We start from the raw sequence: 19,684 nt of genomic DNA on the forward strand, positions 1-19,684 counted from the left end.
ACCTCGAGGATCACACGCCAGTGCCGCCGCCTCCCCCGCCGCTGGTCCCTGAGCCGGTCGAAGGGCGCGCTCGGCGCTCGGCGTCGCGCTCGGCAATGCGGCGTTTCTCGGCACGAACCGAGGCCTGGGTCGCCCGCTCCTGCACGAGCCACTGCGGCGGCGCAGCGAGGAGCGCCTTGATCTCGTCGGTCGTCAGGGATTCCGTGACCCCGCCGCGGGCGAGGCCCGAGTTCGAGACGCCGAGCTTCGCGGCGACCACACTGCGCGGGTGAGGCCCCTCGCGACGGAGCACCTGGAGCCACTCGGGCGGGTCGGCGATGAGCGCGTTCAGCTCGTCCCGCGTGACGACGCCATCGCGGAACTCCTCGGGCGCCGCGTCGAGGAGGATGCCGAGCTTCCTGGCCGCGGTCTCGGCCTTCATGGACTGCGGTTTCATCGACTGGGACTGGCTCACCCTCACACCGTAGCCGATAGCCTGATCTCAGCCGCCGCTCGGCGGCCGAACGGGGGCCGGGTGACGCTGAGGCTGCGCTACGTCGCCGGGGTGAGTCCGGCGAAGTGGCTGCGCGTCTGGAACGAGCGGCGCCCCGACCTGCCGCTCGAAGCGGCTCGCGTCGATCAGGCCGAGCAGCTCGCCGAGCTCATCGCAGGCGATGTCGACCTGGCGTTCGTGCGGCTCCCGATCGACCTCGAGGGGTTGCACTCCATCCCGCTGTGGGAGGAGGTCGCCGTCGCCGTGCTCCCCGAGGAACACGCCCTCGCCGAGGCCGAGACGCTCACCCTCGCCGACCTCGACGCCGACCCCCTCGCCCCCGTGCATGCCGATGCCGCGATGACCGTCGAGCTCGTCGCCGCGGGCACCGGGTACGCGATCCTCCCGCACGGCGTCGCGCGCCTCCACCACCGTCGCGACGTCGTCGCGGTTCCGGTGACGGATGCCCCGACCACGCGCATCGCGCTCGTCTGGCGCGTCGCGCGCGACGACGACGACATCCAGGAGTTCGTGGGCATCGTGCGCGGTCGCACGGCGCGGAGCTCACGCGGCGCCGCCGACGACGCCGAGTCGGCGCCGGCGAAGCCGAACACCCGCGCGAAGTCGGCGGCAGCACGGAAGCCGCGCCGCGGGGCATCCGCTCGCACCGGCCGTTCGGTGCGCAAGCGCGGCGGGCGCGGCCGATGAAGCCGTTCCTGTTCCTCTCGGCGCGGCCCGAGGTCGACGCGGTCGGGCCCGAGTACGAGTCGGTCCGGCGCGCGATGGGTGTCGACGCGGGTCGGCTCGAGCTCCTTCGGCTCGACGCCGAATCGCTCGACGACGTGCGCCTCGACGTGGCGGGCGTTGTCGTCGGCGGCAGCCCCTACAACGTGACCACGCCCGACGCGCACAAGCACCCGGTGCAGCGCCGCGTCGAGGCCGACCTCGCCCGCCTGGCCGAGTCGGCCCTCGAACGCGACCTCCCGCTGCTCTTCACGTGCTACGGCATCGGCGTGCTCACCCGCGTGCTCGGCGGCACGGTCGGCACGCTGCACGGAGAGCAGGCCTCAGCGGTCGAGATCACCCTCACCCCCGACGGCCTCGCCGACCCGCTCACCGGCGTGCTGCCCGAGCGGTTCGACGCGCTGGTCGGGCACAAGGAGGCGACCGAACGGCTCCCGCGTGGCGCGGTGCTGCTCGCGTCGTCGGGCGGATGCCCCGTGCAGGTCTACCGCGTCGGCCGCCGCGTCTACGCGACCCAGTTCCACCCCGAGGTCTCGGCCGACGATTTCGTCGCGCGCGCTCGGGTGTACCGGCACCACGGTTACTTCCCGGCGAGCGAGCTTCGCGCGGTGAGCGAGCGTCTCGCCGCGGCATCCGTCACGGAACCGCAGCGGATGCTCCGCCGCTTCGCCGAGCTCGCCGACGCGTGACCCGTCACGCCGGCGCGGCGCTGAGGCCCTGCTGCGGCGGGTGCGGCGGATACCGGCGACGCAGCACGGCCCGCTGACCGAGCGACCACGCGACCGTCACGAGCAGGTAGAGCGCGGCCGCGAGCGGCACGAAGATCGCGATCACCGCGGTGATGAACTGCAGGAATCCGAGCTTGCGGGCCACGCCCGGCGCTGCGAGCGGGGATGCGACCGGGGCATCCGCCGGGTTCGCAGGCTGTATGCGGAAGGCGCGGCGGGTCACCTCGCCGACCAGCGCGATCGAGACCACGACCACGCCGAAGACGACGAGCGAATCCGGCGTGAGGGTGCCCGCGGCGATCGACCCGGCGAAGCTCGTGCCGAGCGGCACGTCGGCCAGCGTCTGCTCGAGCAGCGCGTTCGGATGGCCCGCGATCGTGGTCAGGACGAAGAGCGCGTAGATGACGCCCACGATCGGCGCCTGGATGAGCATCGGCAGGCAGCCCGCGAGCGGCGAGGCGCCCTCGTCGGCGTAGAGCGCCATCATCTCGCGCTGGAGACGTTCGGGGTTCTTGCGGTGCCTGCGCTGCAGTTCGGCGAGCCTCGGCGCGAGCCGGGCGCGGGTGCGCTCGGCCTTCGCCTGCGAGATGCCGACGGGAATGAGGGCCGCGCGCACGAGGAGCGTGACGAGCACGATGGCGGCGGCCGCGCTCGAGACGCCGAGAAGCGGTTCGAGCAGGCCGACGAGTGCCATGAGCATGTCCTGCGCGCCGTCGAGCAGCGCGGCGATGGGCGGGAAGGCGTAGAGATCCATGAGGGTGTGGGTGTCCTTGCGGTCGAGGGATGCGGGATCCGTCTGGCCGCGAAGGGCGGATGCGTCGACCGACTCGCCTCCACGACGGGAGGTGCGGCTGTCGGTCGGATGTCGCTGCGCTACGCGGCCGGGATGCCGCGTCCGGGCGCCCTGGGGCGGGGGCGCCCTGCCGCGTCGGGGTCGCTCTGCGCGGTGAGACGCCCAGGATCCGCGGTCTGCCGGAGCCGGGTCGACGCGCCGCTGGAATCGGCGGCGACGAGGCCCGGGATCGCGCGCCACGCGGTCACGACGAGCGCGACGGCGGCGGCGCCCAGCACGCCGACGAGGAGCACGGTGACCTGCGCGTTCGAGGCGAGCGCGATCTCGAGCGAGGCCTGCGTGTACCGCAGCAGGGCGGTGAGCAGCTCGATCACGTGGTCTCCGTGGGGTTCTCAGCCGACATCCGTCGACGAGACCCACGCTAGCACCGCGCGGTCGACGGGCCTCGGCGCCTGGCGCCCGGCTCGACGTGCCCCCGAACGCGATCGTGCACCGGAACGCGATCGGGCCCCCGGAACGCGATCGGGCGGATGACGGGAGTTCCGCCATCCGCCCGATCCGGTCATGCCGGTCAGGTCGCCGACCGGCTCCGGTTGCGCGTGATGAGACCCCAGATGAGCAGCACGATGATCGCGCCGGCGATCGCCAGCAGCCAGGTGCTCAGATCCCAAAACTCCTCGAGGCCGACCCCGAAGATGAGGCTGCCGAGCCAGCCGCCGAGGAACGCGCCCACGACGCCGAGCAGCAGCGTGACGAGCCACCCGCCGCCCTGCTTGCCGGGCAGGATCAGCTTGGCGATGGCCCCCGCGATGAGGCCGAGGATGAGAAATGCGAGGAAACCCATTGGTGCTCCTTCGTTTCAGGGTGACTCACGAAACCACACGCTGTGAATTCGCCGCAACCCCTTGATGCGCGTGTCGGAATCGCGGTAGGTGCGCTGTTCCTCCGGCGCCCCGGCGGGGCAGACTGGTCGAGTGAGCCGACCTCGCGACTCGTGGGTGCTGCACGTCGACCTCGACCAGTTCGTCGCGGCCGTCGAGGTGCTGCGGCGCCCCGAGCTCGCGGGCCTGCCCGTGATCGTCGGCGGGCGTGGCGACCCCACCGAACGGGCGGTTGTCTCGACTGCCTCCTATGAGGCGCGCGAGTTCGGCGTCGGCTCCGGGATGCCGCTGCGCATCGCCGCGCGCAAGGCCCCTGACGCCATCATCCTGCCGGTCGACGCGGAGGCATACTCCGCGGCATCCGACGAGGTCATGGGGACCCTTCGTGCGCAACCCGGGGCGACCGTGCAGGTGCTGGGCTGGGACGAGGCCTTCGTGGGGGTGCGAACCGACGACCCCGAGGAGTACGCCCGCCGCGTGCAGCGGGCCGTGCTCGAGCGCACCCGTCTGCACTGCAGCATCGGTATCGGCGACACGCTCGTGCGCGCCAAGGTCGCCACGGGATTCGGCAAGCCGCGCGGCGTGTTCCGGCTCACGGCCGAGAACTGGCTGGACGTGATGGGCGAGCGGCCCTCCATCGCCCTGTGGGGCGTGGGCACGAAGATCGCCCAGCGCCTGGCCGGGCACGGCATCACCACCGTCGCGGAGCTCGCCGCCGCCGACCCGACGGTTCTCGCGGCCGAGTTCGGACCGAAGATGGGTCCGTGGTACATCCTGCTCGGCCGCGGCGACGGGGCAACGGTGGTCGACGACACGCCCTGGGTCGCCCGCGGCCACAGCCGTGAGACGACGTTCCAACAGGACCTCACGTCACCGTCGCAAGTCGAGGAGGCCGTTCGGGAGCTGGCCGCCCGGGTGCTCGAGGATGTCGCCGCCGAGGGGCGTCCCGTGATCGGGTTGACGCTCAAGGTGCGCTATGCCCCGTTCTTCACCAAGACCTACCAGCGCAAGATCGCCGAGACCTTCGATCGAGACGATGTCGTGGAGCGGGCGATCCAACTCCTGCGCGACCGGCTCGAACCCGAGCGACCCATCCGCCTGCTCGGCCTGCGCGCGGAGATGACCATGCCCGAGGATGCTCGCGATGGGCACACGCCGACGCGCAGCGGCTGGTGAATCACCGCGCACCGACCGCCTGCACCGACCGAGAGAGACAGTCGAACGAGACAGAGAGGAGCCGATCGACATGGGAGAGAAATTGACCCGCGACGTGCTGAAGGGGTTCCTGGAGGCGTTCAACGAGCACGACCTCGATGCCATCATGGGCTACTTCGCCGACGACTGCGTCTTCTACATGCCGCGCGGCGCAAAGCCTCGCGGCGACCGGTTCACCGGCAAAACGGAGGTGCGGGCCGGGCTCGCGAAGCGATTCGAGGGGATTCCCGACGTGCACTACGGCGATGACCGGCACTGGGTCGGCGATGGGTTCGGCGTGTCGGAGTGGACGCTCACCGGAACGTCGACCTCGGGTCAGCGGATCGAGGTGCGCGGCGTCGACCTGCTCGAATTCGACGACGGCGGCAAGATCACCCGCAAGGACTCGTTCTGGAAGATCGTGGAGTGAGGGTCGACTCGGATCGGAACGGCTCCGCGTCGGTTCGTCTCAACCTCGGCTCGGTGCTCTACCCTCACTTCTATGCTTCATGCTTCACAGCAGGTCACCTTGTGGGGTATTCCGTGGGATGGAGCGTTTGCTGCCGCACTCGTCGCTGCGGTCGTTTCGGGTATGGCCTGGATCTTTCAATCGCGTCGGCTCAGCAAGCAGGACGAACAGGTGAAGGCGCTGCACGAAGAGCAGCAGGAGCAGGCCCGCGAGATCCATGAGCAGCAGCAGAAGCAGGCGCAGGTGTTCCACGACCAGCAACGCGGATTCTTGAGCTACACCACCGCTATCGGTTACCTGGAGAGCAAGAACAAGCGAACGAAGCAGGAAGGCATCAGAATCCTCACCACCACGCGTGGCGCGGGTTGGCTCACCAAGGAGGACAACGAGCTGATCCAAGGCGCTCTCGATGACGCTATCGATCAAGTGGTGAGAGAATCGAAGAAGAAGTAAGGGGAACGATAACGTGCGTGATGCAGACCGAGAGCTCGTCGAAGCGCTGCTGAACCTGCGCGCCGAGTACCTCGACGACCTGGGCCGCGAAGGCGAAGCATCGAAGGTCCGATCCACCGATGTCGAAGCTCTTCTTCGTCAGTCGAAGCAATCCGGTTCGACCCGATCTCGTGCGCGGCGAACGAACGCCAAGTCTCGCGAATACGTCCACATCAAGCTCCGTGATTCGGCAGTCACGAAGGAGCCGTACGGATTCGGCAAGAAGCAGAAGACGGTTCGCCGCCCGTCGGGCTACTCGATCCAGGACTACTTCCGTCGGAAGTAGTGAGCAGGAACGAAGAGAAACGCCCCGAATCCCTTTCATGTACTGGGATCGCGGGGCGTTTCACGTGGCGGTACCGGTGGGATTTGAACCCACGGTGGGCTTTCACCCACACAACTTTTCGAGAGTTGCACCTTCGGCCGCTCGGACACGGTACCGAGGACGATCTTAGACGACGCGCACGCAACGGCCAAAATGAGCGCGCGTACCCAGCGCGCACCCAGCCGCCGCGCAGCCGCCTCGAAGCGGCCGCGGATAGGTTCGCCCCATGACCGCCGTTCGTACCGACTCTGCCGCACCGCTCCGCGCGGTGCGATCGTCGGCGCCCGCGCTCGCCGCCGGCTCGCTGCTGGCGGCGTCGACGGTGCTCGGCAGCCTCGGTGTGCGGCCGTTCCGCGAGCGCGTGCTCGAACGACGATCGACGCTGAACGACACGCTGCCCGTGCACTCGAAGTGGTGGCGCGACCACGGCACTGGCGAGGGCGAGCTTCTTTACGTGGCGATCGGCGACAGCGCTGCGCAGGGCATCGGCGCCTCGAGCCCGGGCCGGAGCTACGTCGGCCTGATCGCCGAGCACGCCGGCGAGGCATCCGGTCGCAGCATCCGGGTCGTGAATCTCAGCGTCTCAGGTGCGACGACCGAACTCGCCGTGCGCGACCAGCTTCCCCGATTCCGCGCGCTCGCGCCCGATCTCGTCACGGTCGCGATCGGTGCGAACGACATCGCCGACTGGAATCCCGCGGCGTTCGAGCGCAACATCCGCTCGATCTTCGCCGAACTGCCCTCGCACGCGATCGTCGCCGACCTGCCGTGCTTCCACCTGCGGCACAACGAGCGCAAGGTCGCCGATGCGAACCGGATGCTGCGTGCCATCGCCCGCGAGCACGGACTCACCGTCGTGCCGCTGCACGAGCTCACGAAACGCCGAGGCCTGCGCGGCATCCTCACCGAGTTCGCGAGCGACATGTTCCACCCGAACGACCACGGTTACCGAGTGTGGGCGGACGCGTTCCGGCCCGCAGTCGCGGCACGGCTCGCCGAGCGGTGCGCGACGGTGGCGGCCGGCGCGAGCACCTGAGGGCGCGTGCCCGCGGCATCCGCCTGAGCGGGACGCTCGTCAGGAGCCGCCGGGAACGTACGGCTGATACCAGTCGAGGCTGCCGTCCACGACCGGAATCCGGTCTTCCACCTCGACGCCCTCCGCGGTCACGGTCACGGGAGTGTAGGAGCCCGGTATCTCTGCAACGGAATCGATGACGGTCTCCTCCTCATCGAACCCGAGCACGTCGCGAGCGGGCACGGTGACGGTCACGGAATCGTCGTCGTCGGCGATGGTGACCTCGACCGCGGCATCCGTCGGATTGAAGATCGAGCCAAGGAAGCGCCCGGGCTGCCCCTCGCCTGTCGTGACGAGCAGCAGGCTGCGGATCTTGATCTCGCCCACGTCCATGTTGGTGCCGACGGCGACCGCCTCGCGGTCGTCGAACGGCACGGGTGGCGCGGTCACGAAGCTGCATCCGCCCAGCCCGACGGCGAGCGCGACGCCGACGACGACGGCCCCGAGACGTGAGCGATTCCGGCTGGTCATGGCGATACTCCCCTCTCTCGCGCTCGATGCACTCTTACAATCAAGCACGGCGTGCGACGTCGCAGAAGCCCCTTGCCAACGCCGGCGACGGATGCCACGGGGCGCATGCCGCTCGCACGCGGGGTGCCGCTCGCCCGATGTCGGCGGCGCGCGTTAGCCTCGACCCATGCCCCGCCCCGCGTCCACGTTCAGGTGCACCGAGTGCGGGTGGAGCACCGCGAAGTGGGTGGGCCGCTGCGCCGAGTGCCAGCAGTGGGGCACGGTCGTCGACGTCGCCGAGCCGACCGGCATCGTGCGCACGCTCCAGGCGGTGGCCCCGAGCCTCGCCCGCGCCGCCCGGCCCATCGCCGAGATCCAGACCGAAGACGCCGCGCACCGGCCGAGCGGCATCCTCGAGTTCGACCGGGTGCTCGGCGGCGGCATCGTCGCGGGGGCCGCGATCCTCCTGTCGGGCGAGCCCGGCGTCGGCAAGTCCACGCTGCTCCTCGAGGTCGCGGCACGCGTGGCATCCACGGGCCGCCGTGTGCTCTACGTGAGTGCCGAGGAGTCGACCGCGCAGGTACGACTGCGTGCCGGGCGCACGGGTGCGCTGCACGGCGAGCTGTACCTCGCCGCAGAGACCGACCTCGCCACCATCCTCGGGCAGGTCGACCAGGTCTCACCCGAGCTGCTCATCGTCGACTCGGTGCAGACCGTGTCGAGCTCCCTCTCCGACGGGCTGCCCGGCCAGCCGACCCAGGTGCGCGAGGTGGCGTCCACCCTCATCCGCATTGCGAAGGAGCGGCAGCTGCCCGTGCTCCTCGTCGGGCACGTCACGAAAGACGGCACGATCGCCGGCCCCCGCCTGCTCGAGCACCTCGTCGACATCGTGTGCCAGTTCGAGGGCGACCGGCAGACCGCGCTCCGCTTCGTGCGCGCCCTCAAGAACCGCTTCGGGCCCACCGACGAGGTCGGATGCTTCGAGATGACCGGCGACGGCATCGCCGAGGTGCCCGATCCCTCCGGTCTCTTCCTCAGCCGATCACGCAACGCCGTGAGCGGCACGTGCGTCACCGTCGCGCTCGAAGGCCGGCGTGCGCTGCCCGTCGAGGTGCAGGCGCTCGTCGTCGCCACGAAGGCGCCGCAACCGCGCCGCGTCGTCAATGGGGTCGACCCGTCGCGGGTCGCGATGATCCTCGCGGTGCTCGAGCGCCGTGCGGGCCTCGGCCGGCTCGGCGAGCACGACGTGTACGTGTCGACCGTCGGCGGCATGCGACTCGTCGAACCCGGCGCAGACCTGGCCATCGCCGTCGCGATCGCGTCGGCCATGCGCGATCGGGCCGTGCCGCACGAGCTCGCCGCGTTCGGCGAGATCAGCCTCGCCGGCGAAGTGCGGCCGGTCGCCTCGGCGAAGCAGCGCGGCAGCGAGGCGCGCCGCCTGGGCTACACGACGATCCTCGACGTCGAGGCCGGCAGCGTGCGCGCCGCCGTCGAGCGGGCGATGATCGCCTCGTCGAGCGCCCGCGAGCGCGAACTCGACGCCGCGTTCTGACGCCGGCGCTTCGAGCGCCCGCGCGCGGATCAGTCCGTACCTACGCCTCGAGCGCCCGCAGCAACTCGGCCGGGGGCGCCTGCATCGGGTGCGGGCCGGCGATGTCGAGGAACACGGTCGTGATCGTCGACTCGTAGCGCTTCAGGAACGACCGCAGCCAGGCCGGGCTCTGCAACCCCACCGCGGGCGGCAGGTTCGCGGGCTTGTTCGCGGCGTCGCTGAAGAGCAGCAGGGCCACCTCCCCGGTCTTGGGATCGCGGTACGTCCACACCTCGCCGCCGTCGAGCGGCTTGTCGCGCGGCCCGGGCTTCACGAGGGGCACGACCGTATTGCCGTGCCGGAGCGCGAGCGCCACCGCCGCGATGTCCTGGCGCTCGAGCGCCTCGGCGAGGGCCTGCGAGCGGAACTCCACCGGTTCGTTCGGCTTGCCCGGTCTCTTGCGCTGCGCCATGGCTCAAGCGTATCGAGCGGATGCCGCGGCGACCCGCCATCCCGACGAGGCCGTCGGCACCGCCGACGTCAGTAGAGCAGGAACTGCTTCGTCGGATTCGCCTCGAATCCGTCGACCGCGACCGACAGGTGGTACGACACCCCGCCGGCCGGCACCGCCTCACGTGGGCCATCGCAGGTGTCGGCGCTCGAGCGTGTGCGATCCCAGACGATCGGCACACTCGAGCTGATCGGCGTGCCCGGGGCGAGCGACACCTCGGCGTCGATCGGCTCGGACTGACAGTCGGTCGAGAGCCAGTACACCTCGTCGCCGCTCGTGATCGTGAACACCTGCGCCTTCGTGCCGGCGTTCAGCACGCAGACGTTCTTGCCCGTGTTCGTGATCGTGACCGAGAGCTGCGGCTGCTCCGCCGCCTCGTAGACGCTCTTGTCCGTGACCGCTTCTACGGTGACGTCCCGCTCGGCGCAGGGGTCGCCGTCGGCGACGGCGGGCTCGGTCGGAATCGAGGTCTGCTCGCTCGGGGTCACGGTCGGCGCGGTGCCGGCACCGTCGGTCGGGGCCGGCGACGCCGACGGTATGGTCGCGCCCGCGGCGTCCGGCTCACCGCCTTCGCTCGACCCGGGTCGCACGATGACGAGCACGATCGCGATGGCGACCGCGAGAAGTCCGAGGAGCACGAGGAGCCGACGACGCCGGTACACCTGCGGCGACTGCCGCCGTGCCGGTGCGGTGTTCATCGACATGCACACAGGGTACGGCCGCGAGGACGCCCGGCCGCGGCATCCGCTCGGCGTGCCGGTGCCTGGTCAGAGGAGCTTCAGCATGCGCGTGTTGCCGAGCGTGTTCTGCTTCACGCGTGCGAGGTCGAGGAACTCCGCGACACCCTCGTCGTGCGAGCGCACGAGCTCGGCGTACACGTCGGGATCGACGGTCTCGGCCCCCATGTCCTCGAAGCCGTGCCGCCCGAAGAACGCGACCTCGAACGTCAGGCAGAACAGCCGGTTGAGCCCGAGCTCGCGGGCGTCGTGCTCGAGCCTCTCGAGCAGGGCATGCCCGACGCCATGGCCGAGCCATGCGTCGTCGACCGCGAGCGTGCGCACCTCGCCGAGATCCTCCCACATGACGTGCAGCGCGCCCGCGCCGATGAGCCGGCCGTCGGATGCCTCGGCGACGCGGAACTCCTGCACCGAACCGTAGAGGTCGACGCGTTCCTTGCCGAGCAGGATGCGTCGCGACACCAGCGGCTCCACGAGCGCGATGATCTTCGGCACATCGCTCGTGCGCGCCGGGCGCACCGAGAAGTCGGTCATCCGTTCATCGTATTGCGCGCTCGCCTGTTGCCGGATTCGGGGATTCTGCGCGACATGCCGACCACGGTCGCGGTCGATCCGGCGTGTCGCCCGAGTCCCCGAATCCGGTAGCACGTCAGGGCGACAGTCAGGGGCGGAATGACGGACGGCGGATGCCGCAGCATCCGCCGTCCGTCCCGCGAGGGGGCTACTGGCCCGACGCCGCCAGATCCGGCGTCGTGGGACCCGTGCCGATCGCGGCGCTCGTGTTCACGCCGACGCCGACGGGCAGTGCCCGCTGCGTCGTGGTGAACACGAACTCGCCGTCCTTGAAGTCGACGTGCACATGGTCGCCCGAGTTGAGCTCGCCGTGCAGGATCTTCTCCGACAGGCGGTCTTCGACCTCGTGCTGCACCGCGCGGCGCAGCGGCCGGGCGCCGAGCGCCGGGTCGAAGCCGACCTCGATGAGCCGCTCCTTCGCAGGAACCGTGAGCTCGACCGTCATGTCGCGGTCGAGCATGCGCTCGCTCAGCCGCTTGATGAACAGGTCGACGATCTGCAGCAGCTCGGGCTTCGAGAGCTGCGGGAACACGATGATCTCGTCGACGCGGTTCAGGAACTCGGGCTTGAAGTGCTTCTTCAGCTCCTCCTTCACCTTGCCGCTCATCAGGTCGTAGCCCGTGCGGGTGTCGCCCTCGATCGAGAAGCCGACCGGCCCGCTCGAGATGTCCTTCGTGCCGAGGTTCGTGGTCATGATGATGACGGTGTTCTTGAAGTCCACGACCCGGCCCTGGCCGTCGGTGAGCCGGCCCTCCTCCAGGATCTGGAGGAGCGAGTTGAAGATGTCGGGGTGGGCCTTCTCGATCTCGTCGAAGAGCACGACGCTGAACGGCTTGCGGCGCACCTTCTCGGTGAGCTGGCCGCCCTCCTCGAAGCCGACGAATCCGGGAGGGGCGCCGAACAGGCGCGAGACCGTGTGCTTCTCGCCGTACTCCGACATGTCGAGCGAGATCATCGCCGCCTCGTCGTCGAAGAGGAACTCGGCGAGGGCCTTCGCGAGCTCGGTCTTGCCGACGCCCGTGGGCCCGGCGAAGATGAACGAGCCCGAGGGGCGCTTCGGGTCCTTCAGGCCGGCGCGTGTGCGGCGGATCGTCTTGGAGAGTGCCGAGATGGCCTCCTCCTGGCCGATGACGCGCTCGTGCAGCGCCTTCTCCATGAACACCAGCCGCGAGCTCTCCTCTTCGGTGAGCTTGAACACGGGGATGCCGGTGGCCTGGGCGAGCACTTCGGCGATCAGGCCCTCGTCGACGACCGCGGTCGTCTTCACGTCGCCCGACTTCCACTGCTTCTCGAGGCGCAGGCGCTCGCCGAGCAGGTTCTTCTCCTCGTCGCGCAGCGATGCGGCCTTCTCGAAGTCCTGCTCCTCGATCGCGGTCTCCTTCGCGGCGCGCACGACGGCGATCTTCTCGTCGAACTCGCGCAGCTCGGGCGGCGACGACAGGATCGACAGGCGCAGCCGCGCGCCGGCCTCGTCGATCAGGTCGATGGCCTTGTCGGGCAGGAAGCGGTCGCTGATGTACCGGTCGGCGAGGTTCGCCGCGGCGACGATCGCGCCGTCGGTGATAGACACCTTGTGGTGCGCCTCGTACCGGTCGCGCAGGCCCTTGAGGATGTTGATCGCGTGCGGCAGCGACGGCTCCTGCACCTGGATCGGCTGGAAACGGCGCTCGAGCGCGGCATCCTTCTCGAAGTGCTTGCGGTACTCATCGAGCGTGGTCGCGCCGATGGTCTGCAGCTCGCCGCGGGCGAGCAGCGGCTTGAGGATCGACGCCGCGTCGATGGCGCCCTCCGCGGCGCCGGCGCCCACGAGCGTGTGGATCTCATCGATGAAGACGATGATGTCGCCGCGGGTGCGGATCTCCTTGGTGACCTTCTTCAGCCGCTCCTCGAAGTCGCCGCGGTAGCGGCTGCCGGCGATGAGCGAGCCGAGGTCGAGGGAGTAGAGCTGCTTGTCCTTCAGGGTCTCGGGCACCTCGTTCTTCACGATGGCCTGTGCGAGCCCCTCGACCACGGCGGTCTTGCCGACGCCGGGCTCGCCGATGAGCACGGGGTTGTTCTTCGATCGGCGGGAGAGGATCTGCATGACCCGCTCGATCTCCTTCTCGCGCCCGATCACGGGGTCGAGCTTCGATTCGCGCGCGGCCTGCGTGAGGTTGCGGCCGAACTGGTCGAGGATCTGCGAGCCGCCCTGCTGCCCGGTCTGCTCGTTCGCGCCGACCTGCACCTGCTCCTTGCCCTGGTACCCCGAGAGCAGCTGGATGACCTGCTGGCGCACCCGGTTGAGGTCGGCGCCGAGCTTCACGAGCACCTGGGCGGCGACGCCCTCGCCCTCGCGGATCAGGCCGAGCAGGATGTGCTCCGTGCCGATGTAGTTGTGGCCGAGCTGCAGCGCCTCGCGGAGCGAGAGCTCGAGCACCTTCTTCGCCCGCGGCGTGAACGGGATGTGCCCTGTCGGCTGCTGCTGGCCCTGGCCGATGATGTCCTGCACCTGCTCGCGCACGGCGTCGAGGGAGATTCCGAGCGACTCGAGCGCCTTGGCGGCGACGCCCTCACCCTCGTGGATGAGACCGAGCAGGATGTGCTCGGTGCCGATGTAGTTGTGGTTCAGCATCTTGGCTTCTTCTTGTGCCAAGACGACCACCCGACGGGCTCGGTCGGTGAATCTCTCGAACATGCTCTACTCCTCACGACCCCGCTGGTGAGGGGCGTCGATACATCGAGCGTAAACACTGCGGATGCCGCATGGGCGTGTGTTCGCCGTGGGCGCAGCGCTGCGGGCAGGGGTTGACGATTCGTTCGGTGACGGATGCCGCGGCGCGGCGCTCGCGGTTGACAGCGCGCCGCGGCATCCGTAACGTATCGTTTATCGTTATTATCGATAATCGTTAGGATCCCAGCAATGACCACAGCGTCGCATCCGACCTCCGCACATTCGATCAAACGCGCCGACGCGGCGAGCCTCTGGCTCTTCATGGCCGCCGGCGCGGCCATCGCCGTGTGGGTCACGTGGACGGCCGTGGTCCGCATCATCGAGGTGCTGCCGGGTCGCGACGTCGCCGTGCTCGCCCCCTTCGCGAACACGCTCGCCGAGGCGCCGATCGGCCCCGACGGCGCGCCGGTCACCGTCGAACTCGACCACGCGGTGCTGACGGTACCCGAACTCCCGATCGCGTCGGTGTGGGCGATCGCCATCCAGCAGGTCGTGCTGGTGGTGGCCGTGGTCGCGGTCGTCGCCGCCCTCATCTGGCTCAGCCGCAATGTGGCACGAGGTGTCGTGTTCTCCCGCACGAACACGGTGCTGGTGTCCACCGCCGGCATCGTCGGCCTGCTCGGGTACTTCGCCGTGCCGTTCTTCGGCAACATGGCGTCGAATGGCGCCTTCGCGGCGCTCAGCGACCACACGTTCGACAACGTCATCATGACACTCGACCCGTTCGTGCTCGTGCTCGCGGCCTTCGTCGTCGCCCTGATGGGCACGGTCTTCGCGATCGGCGAGCGCCTGCAGCGCGACACCGAGGGACTCGTCTGATGGCGCCGGCCGAGCCCGACGAGGCATCCGATCTCCACTGCCGGCTCGACGAACTCCTCGAGGCACGCAGCATGACGCTCACCCGGCTCGCCGAACTCGTCGGCGTGAGCGTCGTGAACCTCAGCGTGTTGAAGAACGATCGGGCACGCGCCATCCGCTTCTCGACCCTGCAGGCGATCTGCGACGCGCTCGACTGCGAGGTCGGCGACCTGCTCGTGGTGCGCAGAGGGGCGGCTCAGGGGTCGCCGACTACTTGACCGGGACGGTGACCGTGTTGCCGGCGACCTCGACCTCGAGGGGCTCGGTCGTGGTCACGTACGTCGGGGTCCAGAACACCGTGGTGTGCGGCACGAAGTCGGCGGTGCAGATCTCATCTTCCGGGCGCTGGACGAGGTCGATCGCGACCCGGTTGCCGTCGCCCGCCTCGTCGAGCACGCGGATCTGCTCGCCCACCGGGGGGCACGACGAGCTGCCGCCCATGACGAGGGCGATCTGCGTCCCCTCGTTCAACCACGTGACCTGCGGCTTCCCCTCGGCGAGCGCCTCCTCGTCGATGTGCACCGCGTCGCCCGCGTGACCCGCGCTCTCGCCTTCGCCCTCCGCTTCGCCGCCCTCGCCCTCGGCCGCGGCAGCACTGTCGGAAACGGGCAGCCCGCTGTAGCTCTCGGCCGCACCGCCGCCGGGGTTGCAGCCCGTGAGCAGGAGGACGGAGGCCAGTGCCACGACCGCGAGGCCGGCACGATGAACACGCACGGAGTGAGCCATGCCGCCATGCTAGCGCCCGGTTCGGCGGCGACGGGAGCGCCACTTCGATCGGCCCGGTCCTCGCGTCGATGCGCGTCTGGGCGCCGTCACGCACGGCGGGTAGCATGCCGGTCATGAGCAACCTGGAACGCGATCCGGTGGAGCTCCTCTGCCCGCCCGAGCGGCCGCCCGGCCCGGTCGTGCAGGTGCTCGCGCCGCGCGAGGTGCCGCTCGGCGGGCCCCGGGCGATGCACGTGCGCCGTACCCTGCCCCAGCGCGGCCGCACGACCATCGGTGCGTGGTGCTTCGTCGACCACTACGGGCCCGACGACGTCGCGGCGTCCGGCGGCATGGTCGTGCCGCCGCATCCGCACACCGGGCTCCAGACCGTGAGCTGGCTGTTCGAGGGCGAGATCGAGCACCGCGACAGCGCAGGCAGCCACGAACTCGTGCGCCCCGGCGCGGTGAACCTCATGACCGCCGGTCGCGGCATCTCGCACTCCGAGGTGTCGACGCCGGCGACGACGCGGCTGCACGGCGTGCAACTGTGGACCGTGCTGCCCGACGCCTCGCGCGGGATCGGCCCGTTCTTCGAGCACGCCGAGACCACGCCCGTCGCGGTCGGCGACGCGACGCTCCGCGTCTTCGTCGGCTCCCTCGCGGGGGGCGAGGTCGACGTCACGGTGTTCTCGCCCCTCCTCGGCGCGCAGGTCGACCTGCCCGCCCGCGGGCTCGTGGAGCTCGAGGTCGACCCGGCCTTCGAACACGGCGTGCTCGTCGACTCCGGAACGATCACGGTCGAGGCCGATGGGGCGGATGCCGCGACCGACGTGGCGTGGTCGGAGCTCGCGTACCTCGGGCCGGGCCGGCGGCGGGTGGCCCTTCGTGCGGGCGACGAGCCCGCGCGCGCGATCCTGCTCGGCGGCGTCCCGTTCGGCGAGGAGATCGTGATGTGGTGGAACTTCATCGGCCGCACCCACGACGAGATCGCCGACTTCCGCCGCCAGTGGCAGGCCGACGTCATCGGCCACGACAACCCCGACGGCCGCTTCGGCACCGTGGCCGGCTACGACGGGTCGGCGCTGCCTGCGCCCGAACTGCCGACCGTGCGGCTGAAGCCCCGGCGATAGCCGCGGCATCCGCTCGCTTCGACGATCTCAGCGAGCGCTACTGCAGTGCCGAGGTGAGCCGGGCGAGATTGTCGAGCACCGTGGAGTGCATCGGCTGGCGCATCCACTCGTCGAGCGTGAGCTCGCGGCTGTCGCGACGGTAGCCGTCTTCGACGGCGCGCATCTCGCGAACGAACGAGCCACCGCGCACGAGGAGCGAGACCTCCATGTTCAACTCGAACGAGCGGATGTCCATGTTGCTCGAGCCGATCACCGCGACATCGTCGTCGATCGAGAAGTGCTTCGAATGCAGGATGTACGGCGCCTGGTAGAGCCAGATCCTGACACCGGCCCTGAGCAACGCCTCGTAGTACGAGCGCTGCGCATGGTAGACGAGCGCCTGGTCGCCGATCTCCGACACGAACAATTCGACGTGGACACCACGCTGCGTCGCCCCGCTGATCGCGCGGAGCATGGCCTCGTCGGGGACGAAGTACGGGCTGGTGAGGATGATGCGCTCGCGAGCCGCGTACATCAGGGCGAGGAAGAGCTTGAGGTTGTTCTCGTTCTGGTAGCCCGGGCCGCTCGGCACGACCTGGCAGTCGAGGTTCTGCGCCTCGCCTTCCTGGCCGAAGGGCACGATCTCGCGCATGGGCGGCTCGCCCGTCTCGAGGTACCAGTCCGTCGCGAAGATGGCCTCGAGGCCCGAGACGATCGGGCCCTCGACACGGGCCACGAGTTCCTTCCATTTCAGGCCGCGTCGGATGTTGCCGCGCTTGTTGTACGACCGGTCGATGATGTTCTGCGAGCCGAGGAAGCCGACCTCGCCGTCGACCACGAGGATCTTCCGGTGGTTGCGCAGGTCGGGACGCTGGTACCTGCCGAGGAGCGGCTGCACCGGGAGCATGAGCTGCCAGCGCACGCCCATGCGGTTGAGCCGCTTCAGCGTCTTCCGATAGCCCTTCACCCGAAGCGACGCGATGTGGTCGAGCAGCACCCGCACCTCGAGGCCGCGTGCGACGGCCTCCCCGAGCGCGTCGAAGAACGCCGCGGTGGTGCGGTCGTAGGCGAAGATGTAGAACTCGACGTGAACGTAGCGCTCGGCCCGGCCGATCGCCTCGGTCATCGAGTCGAGCGAGCCCTGATAGTCGCCGATGAGCCTTGCGCTGTTCGAACCGATGAGAGGCATCGCGCCCAGGTTGCGGTTGAGTTTCACGACCCCCTCGAACCACCTCGGCCAACGGTCGCTGTCGCTCACGCGCTCGATGCCGTGGGTCGATTCCCGGATGTACTCGTCGACCTCGGCCTGCTTCTCGCGGCGCCGCTTGGGGAGCTTGGGATCGCCGATGAGCCAGAAGACGAAGATCCCGATGATCGGAATGAAGAAGATGGCGAGCAGCCACGCCATGCCCGCGGTGGGCCGACGGTTGCGCGGTACGACGATGACCGCGATGACGCGGATGATGATGTCGATGACGATGATCGCGGCGGCGATGACGGCGGTGAGCTGCGTCGCCGTGATGTCGATCGTCATCCGGCGGGGCGTTCGCGACCGAGCTTCGCGCGCTCCTCGGCTTCGATCCGGGCGTACGCCTTGCGCTCACCGCGGTCGGCGCGGATGATCGCGCGCATCACGAACCAGAAGATGAGCCCGATGAGCACCGTCGGCGCGAGCGACCAGATCGCGTTCGCCCAGAATTCGTCCATAGTCCCCCCAGAATACGGTGATTTCCTCGGAAAGCGACACGAGAACAGGCGCACGCGCCGAGCCCGCACCCGGAACGCGAGCTACTTCACCAGCGGGAAGAGGATCATCTCGCGGATGCCTAGACCCGTGAGCGCCATGAGCAGGCGGTCGATGCCCATGCCCATGCCGCCCGACGGGGGCATGCCGAACTCGAGCGCACGCAGGAACTCCTCATCGAGGCGCATGGCCTCGGGGTCGCCGCCCGCGGCGAGCTTCGCCTGCTCGACGAACCGCTCGCGCTGCACGACGGGATCGACGAGCTCGGAGTACCCGGTGGCGAGCTCGAAGCCGCGCACGTAGAGGTCCCACTTCTCGACGACACCCGGGATCGAGCGGTGCCCGCGCACGAGGGGCGACGTGTCGAGCGGGAAGTCCATGACGAACGTGGGCCGCTCGAGCGAGCCCTTCACGTGGTGCTCCCAGAGCTCCTCGACGTACTTGCCCGGCAGCGGGTGGTCGATCTCGATGCCCTCCACGTCGGCGAGCTCCTTCAGGCGCGACATGGGCGTCGAGGCGGTGATCTGCTCCCCGACGGCTGCCGACAGCGAGTCGTACATCGAGATGCGCTCCCAGTCGCCGCCCAGGTCGAACTCGGTGCCGTCGGCCCAGGTCACGACGTGCGAGCCCGACACCGCGGTCGCGGCATCCTGGATCAGCTGCTGCGTGAGGTCGGCGATCGAGTGGTAGTCGCCGTAGGCCTCGTACGCCTCGAGCATCGCGAACTCGGGGCTGTGCGTCGAGTCGGCGCCTTCGTTGCGGAAGTTGCGGTTGATCTCGTAGACGCGCTCGATGCCGCCCACGACGGCCCGCTTCAGGTACAGCTCGGGTGCGATGCGCAGGAAGAGCTCGGTGTCGAATGCGTTCGAGTGCGTGACGAAGGGCCGAGCGGATGCCCCGCCGTGCATGACCTGCAGCATCGGGGTCTCGACCTCGATGAACCCGAGCCCGTCGAAGGTGCGGCGGAGGCTCGCATTGACCTTCGCGCGATCGATGACGTTGCGGCGCGACTGCTCGCGGGCGATCAGGTCGAGGTACCGCGAACGCACGCGCGTCTCTTCTGACAGCTCGTTGTGGAGGTTCGGCAGCGGCAGGATCGCCTTCGAGGCGATGCGCCACTGGTTCACCATGACCGAGAGCTCGCCGCGGCGGCTCGTGATGACCTCACCCGCGACGAACACGTGGTCGCCGAGGTCGACCAGCTCCTTCCACTCGGCCAGCGAATCCTCGCCCACCTCGGCGAGCGAGACCATCGCCTGCACGCGGCTGCCATCGCCCGCCTGCAGCGTGGCGAAGCAGAGCTTGCCCGTGTTGCGCGAGTACACCACCCGGCCGGCGAGTCCGACCTCGACGCCGCTCGCCTCATCGACGCCGAGGCCCACGAAGCGGTCGCGCACCTTCGGGATCGTCGTCGTGATCGGAAGGCGCACCGGGTACGCTCCGAGCCCCGGGTCGTCGGATGCCGCGATCAGCCGCTCGCGCTTGGCGAGGCGCACGGCCTTCTGCTCTGAGATCTCCTCGGCGGTCGGCTCGGCTGCGGCATCAGTCGTGATCTCGGCCATGCTTCACTCTCGGTTCGGGAA

24 protein-coding genes and 1 tRNA gene are annotated in these 19,684 nt (G+C 69.5%); 11 read left to right on the plus strand and 14 right to left on the minus strand.

What is annotated here, in order from left to right:
• Positions 1-10 precede the first annotated feature (10 nt).
• A complete protein-coding gene (locus ACFWN7_RS10065) occupies positions 11-436 on the minus strand; it encodes a DUF5997 family protein (protein WP_376938716.1) in 426 nt (141 codons plus the stop codon).
• A 78-nt stretch (positions 437-514) separates the two neighbouring features.
• On the opposite strand from ACFWN7_RS10065, the gene ACFWN7_RS10070 reads away from it, so the two are divergent.
• Both ACFWN7_RS10070 and ACFWN7_RS10075 read left to right on the plus strand, forming a co-directional pair.
• Positions 515-1,180: a LysR family transcriptional regulator substrate-binding protein gene (locus ACFWN7_RS10070; protein WP_376938670.1), complete on the plus strand. Its 666-nt coding sequence runs from the start codon at positions 515-517 to the stop codon at positions 1,178-1,180.
• Positions 1,177-1,905, plus strand: a complete 729-nt coding sequence (locus ACFWN7_RS10075; protein WP_376938671.1) for a glutamine amidotransferase — start codon at positions 1,177-1,179, stop codon at positions 1,903-1,905. Before ACFWN7_RS10070 ends, ACFWN7_RS10075 begins: the two co-directional genes overlap by 4 nt.
• A gap of 4 nt (positions 1,906-1,909) precedes the next feature.
• On the opposite strand, the gene ACFWN7_RS10080 is transcribed toward ACFWN7_RS10075, so the two are convergent.
• The 3 genes from ACFWN7_RS10080 to ACFWN7_RS10090 form a co-directional block, all read right to left on the minus strand.
• Positions 1,910-2,698, minus strand: a complete 789-nt coding sequence (locus ACFWN7_RS10080; RefSeq protein WP_376938672.1) for a YidC/Oxa1 family membrane protein insertase — start codon at positions 2,696-2,698, stop codon at positions 1,910-1,912.
• A gap of 119 nt (positions 2,699-2,817) precedes the next feature.
• Positions 2,818-3,111 (minus strand): DUF6412 domain-containing protein, encoded by a 294-nt coding sequence (locus ACFWN7_RS10085; RefSeq protein WP_376938673.1) that lies wholly within the window; start codon positions 3,109-3,111, stop codon positions 2,818-2,820.
• Between the two features lie 197 nt (positions 3,112-3,308).
• Complete coding sequence (locus ACFWN7_RS10090) at positions 3,309-3,581, minus strand: GlsB/YeaQ/YmgE family stress response membrane protein (protein WP_376938674.1); 273 nt, start codon at positions 3,579-3,581, stop codon at positions 3,309-3,311.
• A 154-nt stretch (positions 3,582-3,735) separates the two neighbouring features.
• Here ACFWN7_RS10090 and ACFWN7_RS10095 point away from each other — a divergent pair, with 154 nt between their 5' ends.
• The 4 genes from ACFWN7_RS10095 to ACFWN7_RS10110 all read left to right on the plus strand — a co-directional run bounded on the left by ACFWN7_RS10095 (position 3,736) and on the right by ACFWN7_RS10110 (position 6,059).
• Positions 3,736-4,794 (plus strand): DNA polymerase IV, encoded by a 1,059-nt coding sequence (locus ACFWN7_RS10095; protein WP_376938717.1) that lies wholly within the window; start codon positions 3,736-3,738, stop codon positions 4,792-4,794.
• Between the two features lie 70 nt (positions 4,795-4,864).
• Positions 4,865-5,242: a nuclear transport factor 2 family protein gene (locus tag ACFWN7_RS10100; protein WP_376938675.1), complete on the plus strand. Its 378-nt coding sequence runs from the start codon at positions 4,865-4,867 to the stop codon at positions 5,240-5,242.
• A gap of 72 nt (positions 5,243-5,314) precedes the next feature.
• Complete coding sequence (locus ACFWN7_RS10105) at positions 5,315-5,734, plus strand: hypothetical protein (protein ID WP_376938676.1); 420 nt, start codon at positions 5,315-5,317, stop codon at positions 5,732-5,734.
• 13 nt (positions 5,735-5,747) lie between these two features.
• On the plus strand, positions 5,748-6,059 hold the full coding sequence (locus ACFWN7_RS10110) for a hypothetical protein (protein ID WP_376938677.1): 312 nt from the start codon (positions 5,748-5,750) through the stop codon (positions 6,057-6,059).
• A 65-nt stretch (positions 6,060-6,124) separates the two neighbouring features.
• On the opposite strand, the gene ACFWN7_RS10115 is transcribed toward ACFWN7_RS10110, so the two are convergent.
• Positions 6,125-6,214, minus strand: a tRNA-Ser gene (locus ACFWN7_RS10115).
• A 110-nt stretch (positions 6,215-6,324) separates the two neighbouring features.
• Here ACFWN7_RS10115 and ACFWN7_RS10120 point away from each other — a divergent pair.
• Entirely contained in the window at positions 6,325-7,134 is an 810-nt protein-coding gene (locus tag ACFWN7_RS10120) for an SGNH/GDSL hydrolase family protein (RefSeq protein WP_376938678.1), read from the plus strand.
• Positions 7,135-7,173: 39 nt separating this feature from the next.
• On the opposite strand, the gene ACFWN7_RS10125 is transcribed toward ACFWN7_RS10120, so the two are convergent.
• The gene (locus tag ACFWN7_RS10125) at positions 7,174-7,644 is read right to left on the minus strand and encodes a hypothetical protein (RefSeq protein WP_376938679.1); all 471 of its coding nucleotides are present in this window, start codon (positions 7,642-7,644) and stop codon (positions 7,174-7,176) included.
• Positions 7,645-7,810: 166 nt separating this feature from the next.
• Between ACFWN7_RS10125 and radA the strand changes: the two genes are divergently transcribed.
• Positions 7,811-9,175 carry a DNA repair protein RadA gene (radA, locus tag ACFWN7_RS10130; protein WP_376938680.1) on the plus strand — a complete coding sequence of 455 codons (1,365 nt, stop codon included), beginning with the start codon at positions 7,811-7,813 and terminating at the stop codon, positions 9,173-9,175.
• 40 nt (positions 9,176-9,215) lie between these two features.
• Here the strand turns inward: radA and ACFWN7_RS10135 are convergent, their stop codons facing one another.
• The 4 genes from ACFWN7_RS10135 to ACFWN7_RS10150 form a co-directional block, all read right to left on the minus strand.
• Positions 9,216-9,626, minus strand: coding sequence for a dehydrogenase (locus ACFWN7_RS10135; RefSeq protein ID WP_376938681.1), 411 nt, complete (start codon positions 9,624-9,626; stop codon positions 9,216-9,218).
• A gap of 68 nt (positions 9,627-9,694) precedes the next feature.
• Complete coding sequence (locus ACFWN7_RS10140) at positions 9,695-10,369, minus strand: hypothetical protein (RefSeq protein ID WP_376938682.1); 675 nt, start codon at positions 10,367-10,369, stop codon at positions 9,695-9,697.
• A 63-nt stretch (positions 10,370-10,432) separates the two neighbouring features.
• The gene (locus ACFWN7_RS10145; protein WP_376938683.1) at positions 10,433-10,936 is read right to left on the minus strand and encodes an amino-acid N-acetyltransferase; all 504 of its coding nucleotides are present in this window, start codon (positions 10,934-10,936) and stop codon (positions 10,433-10,435) included.
• Between the two features lie 187 nt (positions 10,937-11,123).
• Positions 11,124-13,649: an ATP-dependent Clp protease ATP-binding subunit gene (locus tag ACFWN7_RS10150; protein ID WP_376938684.1), complete on the minus strand. Its 2,526-nt coding sequence runs from the start codon at positions 13,647-13,649 to the stop codon at positions 11,124-11,126.
• Between the two features lie 225 nt (positions 13,650-13,874).
• Between ACFWN7_RS10150 and ACFWN7_RS10155 the strand changes: the two genes are divergently transcribed.
• A complete protein-coding gene (locus ACFWN7_RS10155; RefSeq protein WP_376938685.1) occupies positions 13,875-14,504 on the plus strand; it encodes a DUF2975 domain-containing protein in 630 nt (209 codons plus the stop codon).
• Complete coding sequence (locus ACFWN7_RS10160) at positions 14,504-14,761, plus strand: helix-turn-helix domain-containing protein (RefSeq protein WP_376938686.1); 258 nt, start codon at positions 14,504-14,506, stop codon at positions 14,759-14,761. The genes ACFWN7_RS10155 and ACFWN7_RS10160 overlap by 1 nt, the downstream gene beginning before the upstream one ends.
• Here ACFWN7_RS10160 and ACFWN7_RS10165 read toward each other — a convergent pair.
• Complete coding sequence (locus ACFWN7_RS10165; RefSeq protein ID WP_376938687.1) at positions 14,754-15,269, minus strand: hypothetical protein; 516 nt, start codon at positions 15,267-15,269, stop codon at positions 14,754-14,756. The two genes, ACFWN7_RS10160 and ACFWN7_RS10165, sit on opposite strands and share 8 nt — an antisense overlap.
• Positions 15,270-15,382: 113 nt before the next feature.
• Between ACFWN7_RS10165 and ACFWN7_RS10170 the strand changes: the two genes are divergently transcribed.
• Complete coding sequence (locus ACFWN7_RS10170; RefSeq protein ID WP_376938688.1) at positions 15,383-16,378, plus strand: pirin family protein; 996 nt, start codon at positions 15,383-15,385, stop codon at positions 16,376-16,378.
• Positions 16,379-16,415: 37 nt separating this feature from the next.
• Here ACFWN7_RS10170 and cls read toward each other — a convergent pair whose 3' ends face one another.
• From cls to lysS, 3 genes are all read right to left on the minus strand, one after another.
• A complete protein-coding gene (cls, locus tag ACFWN7_RS10175) occupies positions 16,416-17,891 on the minus strand; it encodes a cardiolipin synthase (RefSeq protein ID WP_376938689.1) in 1,476 nt (491 codons plus the stop codon).
• Positions 17,888-18,064: a hypothetical protein gene (locus ACFWN7_RS10180; RefSeq protein ID WP_376938690.1), complete on the minus strand. Its 177-nt coding sequence runs from the start codon at positions 18,062-18,064 to the stop codon at positions 17,888-17,890. Before ACFWN7_RS10180 ends, cls begins: the two co-directional genes overlap by 4 nt.
• Before the next feature lie 81 nt (positions 18,065-18,145).
• Positions 18,146-19,663, minus strand: a complete 1,518-nt coding sequence (gene lysS / locus ACFWN7_RS10185) for a lysine--tRNA ligase (protein ID WP_376938691.1) — start codon at positions 19,661-19,663, stop codon at positions 18,146-18,148.
• Positions 19,664-19,684 lie beyond the last annotated feature (21 nt).

Origin of the sequence: Agromyces sp. NPDC058484, from assembly GCF_042720415.1 — a bacterium.
Classification (GTDB): Bacteria; Actinomycetota; Actinomycetes; order Actinomycetales; family Microbacteriaceae; genus Agromyces.

Bases quoted from the DNA above. Each gene is read 5' to 3' on its own strand.
- ACFWN7_RS10155 (WP_376938685.1), top strand. From the start codon at position 13,875: ATGACCACAGCGTCGCATCCGACCTCCGCACATTCGATCAAACGCGCC.
- ACFWN7_RS10160 (WP_376938686.1), top strand. From the start codon at position 14,504: ATGGCGCCGGCCGAGCCCGACGAGGCATCCGATCTCCACTGCCGGCTC.
- radA (WP_376938680.1), top strand. From the start codon at position 7,811: ATGCCCCGCCCCGCGTCCACGTTCAGGTGCACCGAGTGCGGGTGGAGC.
- ACFWN7_RS10180 (WP_376938690.1), bottom strand. From the start codon at position 18,064: ATGGACGAATTCTGGGCGAACGCGATCTGGTCGCTCGCGCCGACGGTG.
- ACFWN7_RS10145 (WP_376938683.1), bottom strand. From the start codon at position 10,936: ATGACCGACTTCTCGGTGCGCCCGGCGCGCACGAGCGATGTGCCGAAG.
- ACFWN7_RS10065 (WP_376938716.1), bottom strand. From the start codon at position 436: ATGAAACCGCAGTCCATGAAGGCCGAGACCGCGGCCAGGAAGCTCGGC.
- ACFWN7_RS10075 (WP_376938671.1), top strand. From the start codon at position 1,177: ATGAAGCCGTTCCTGTTCCTCTCGGCGCGGCCCGAGGTCGACGCGGTC.
- ACFWN7_RS10100 (WP_376938675.1), top strand. From the start codon at position 4,865: ATGGGAGAGAAATTGACCCGCGACGTGCTGAAGGGGTTCCTGGAGGCG.
- ACFWN7_RS10080 (WP_376938672.1), bottom strand. From the start codon at position 2,698: ATGGATCTCTACGCCTTCCCGCCCATCGCCGCGCTGCTCGACGGCGCG.
- ACFWN7_RS10125 (WP_376938679.1), bottom strand. From the start codon at position 7,644: ATGACCAGCCGGAATCGCTCACGTCTCGGGGCCGTCGTCGTCGGCGTC.
- ACFWN7_RS10140 (WP_376938682.1), bottom strand. From the start codon at position 10,369: ATGTCGATGAACACCGCACCGGCACGGCGGCAGTCGCCGCAGGTGTAC.
- ACFWN7_RS10165 (WP_376938687.1), bottom strand. From the start codon at position 15,269: ATGGCTCACTCCGTGCGTGTTCATCGTGCCGGCCTCGCGGTCGTGGCA.
- ACFWN7_RS10150 (WP_376938684.1), bottom strand. From the start codon at position 13,649: ATGTTCGAGAGATTCACCGACCGAGCCCGTCGGGTGGTCGTCTTGGCA.
- ACFWN7_RS10135 (WP_376938681.1), bottom strand. From the start codon at position 9,626: ATGGCGCAGCGCAAGAGACCGGGCAAGCCGAACGAACCGGTGGAGTTC.
- ACFWN7_RS10105 (WP_376938676.1), top strand. From the start codon at position 5,315: ATGCTTCATGCTTCACAGCAGGTCACCTTGTGGGGTATTCCGTGGGAT.
- lysS (WP_376938691.1), bottom strand. From the start codon at position 19,663: ATGGCCGAGATCACGACTGATGCCGCAGCCGAGCCGACCGCCGAGGAG.
- cls (WP_376938689.1), bottom strand. From the start codon at position 17,891: ATGACGATCGACATCACGGCGACGCAGCTCACCGCCGTCATCGCCGCC.
- ACFWN7_RS10170 (WP_376938688.1), top strand. From the start codon at position 15,383: ATGAGCAACCTGGAACGCGATCCGGTGGAGCTCCTCTGCCCGCCCGAG.
- ACFWN7_RS10120 (WP_376938678.1), top strand. From the start codon at position 6,325: ATGACCGCCGTTCGTACCGACTCTGCCGCACCGCTCCGCGCGGTGCGA.
- ACFWN7_RS10090 (WP_376938674.1), bottom strand. From the start codon at position 3,581: ATGGGTTTCCTCGCATTTCTCATCCTCGGCCTCATCGCGGGGGCCATC.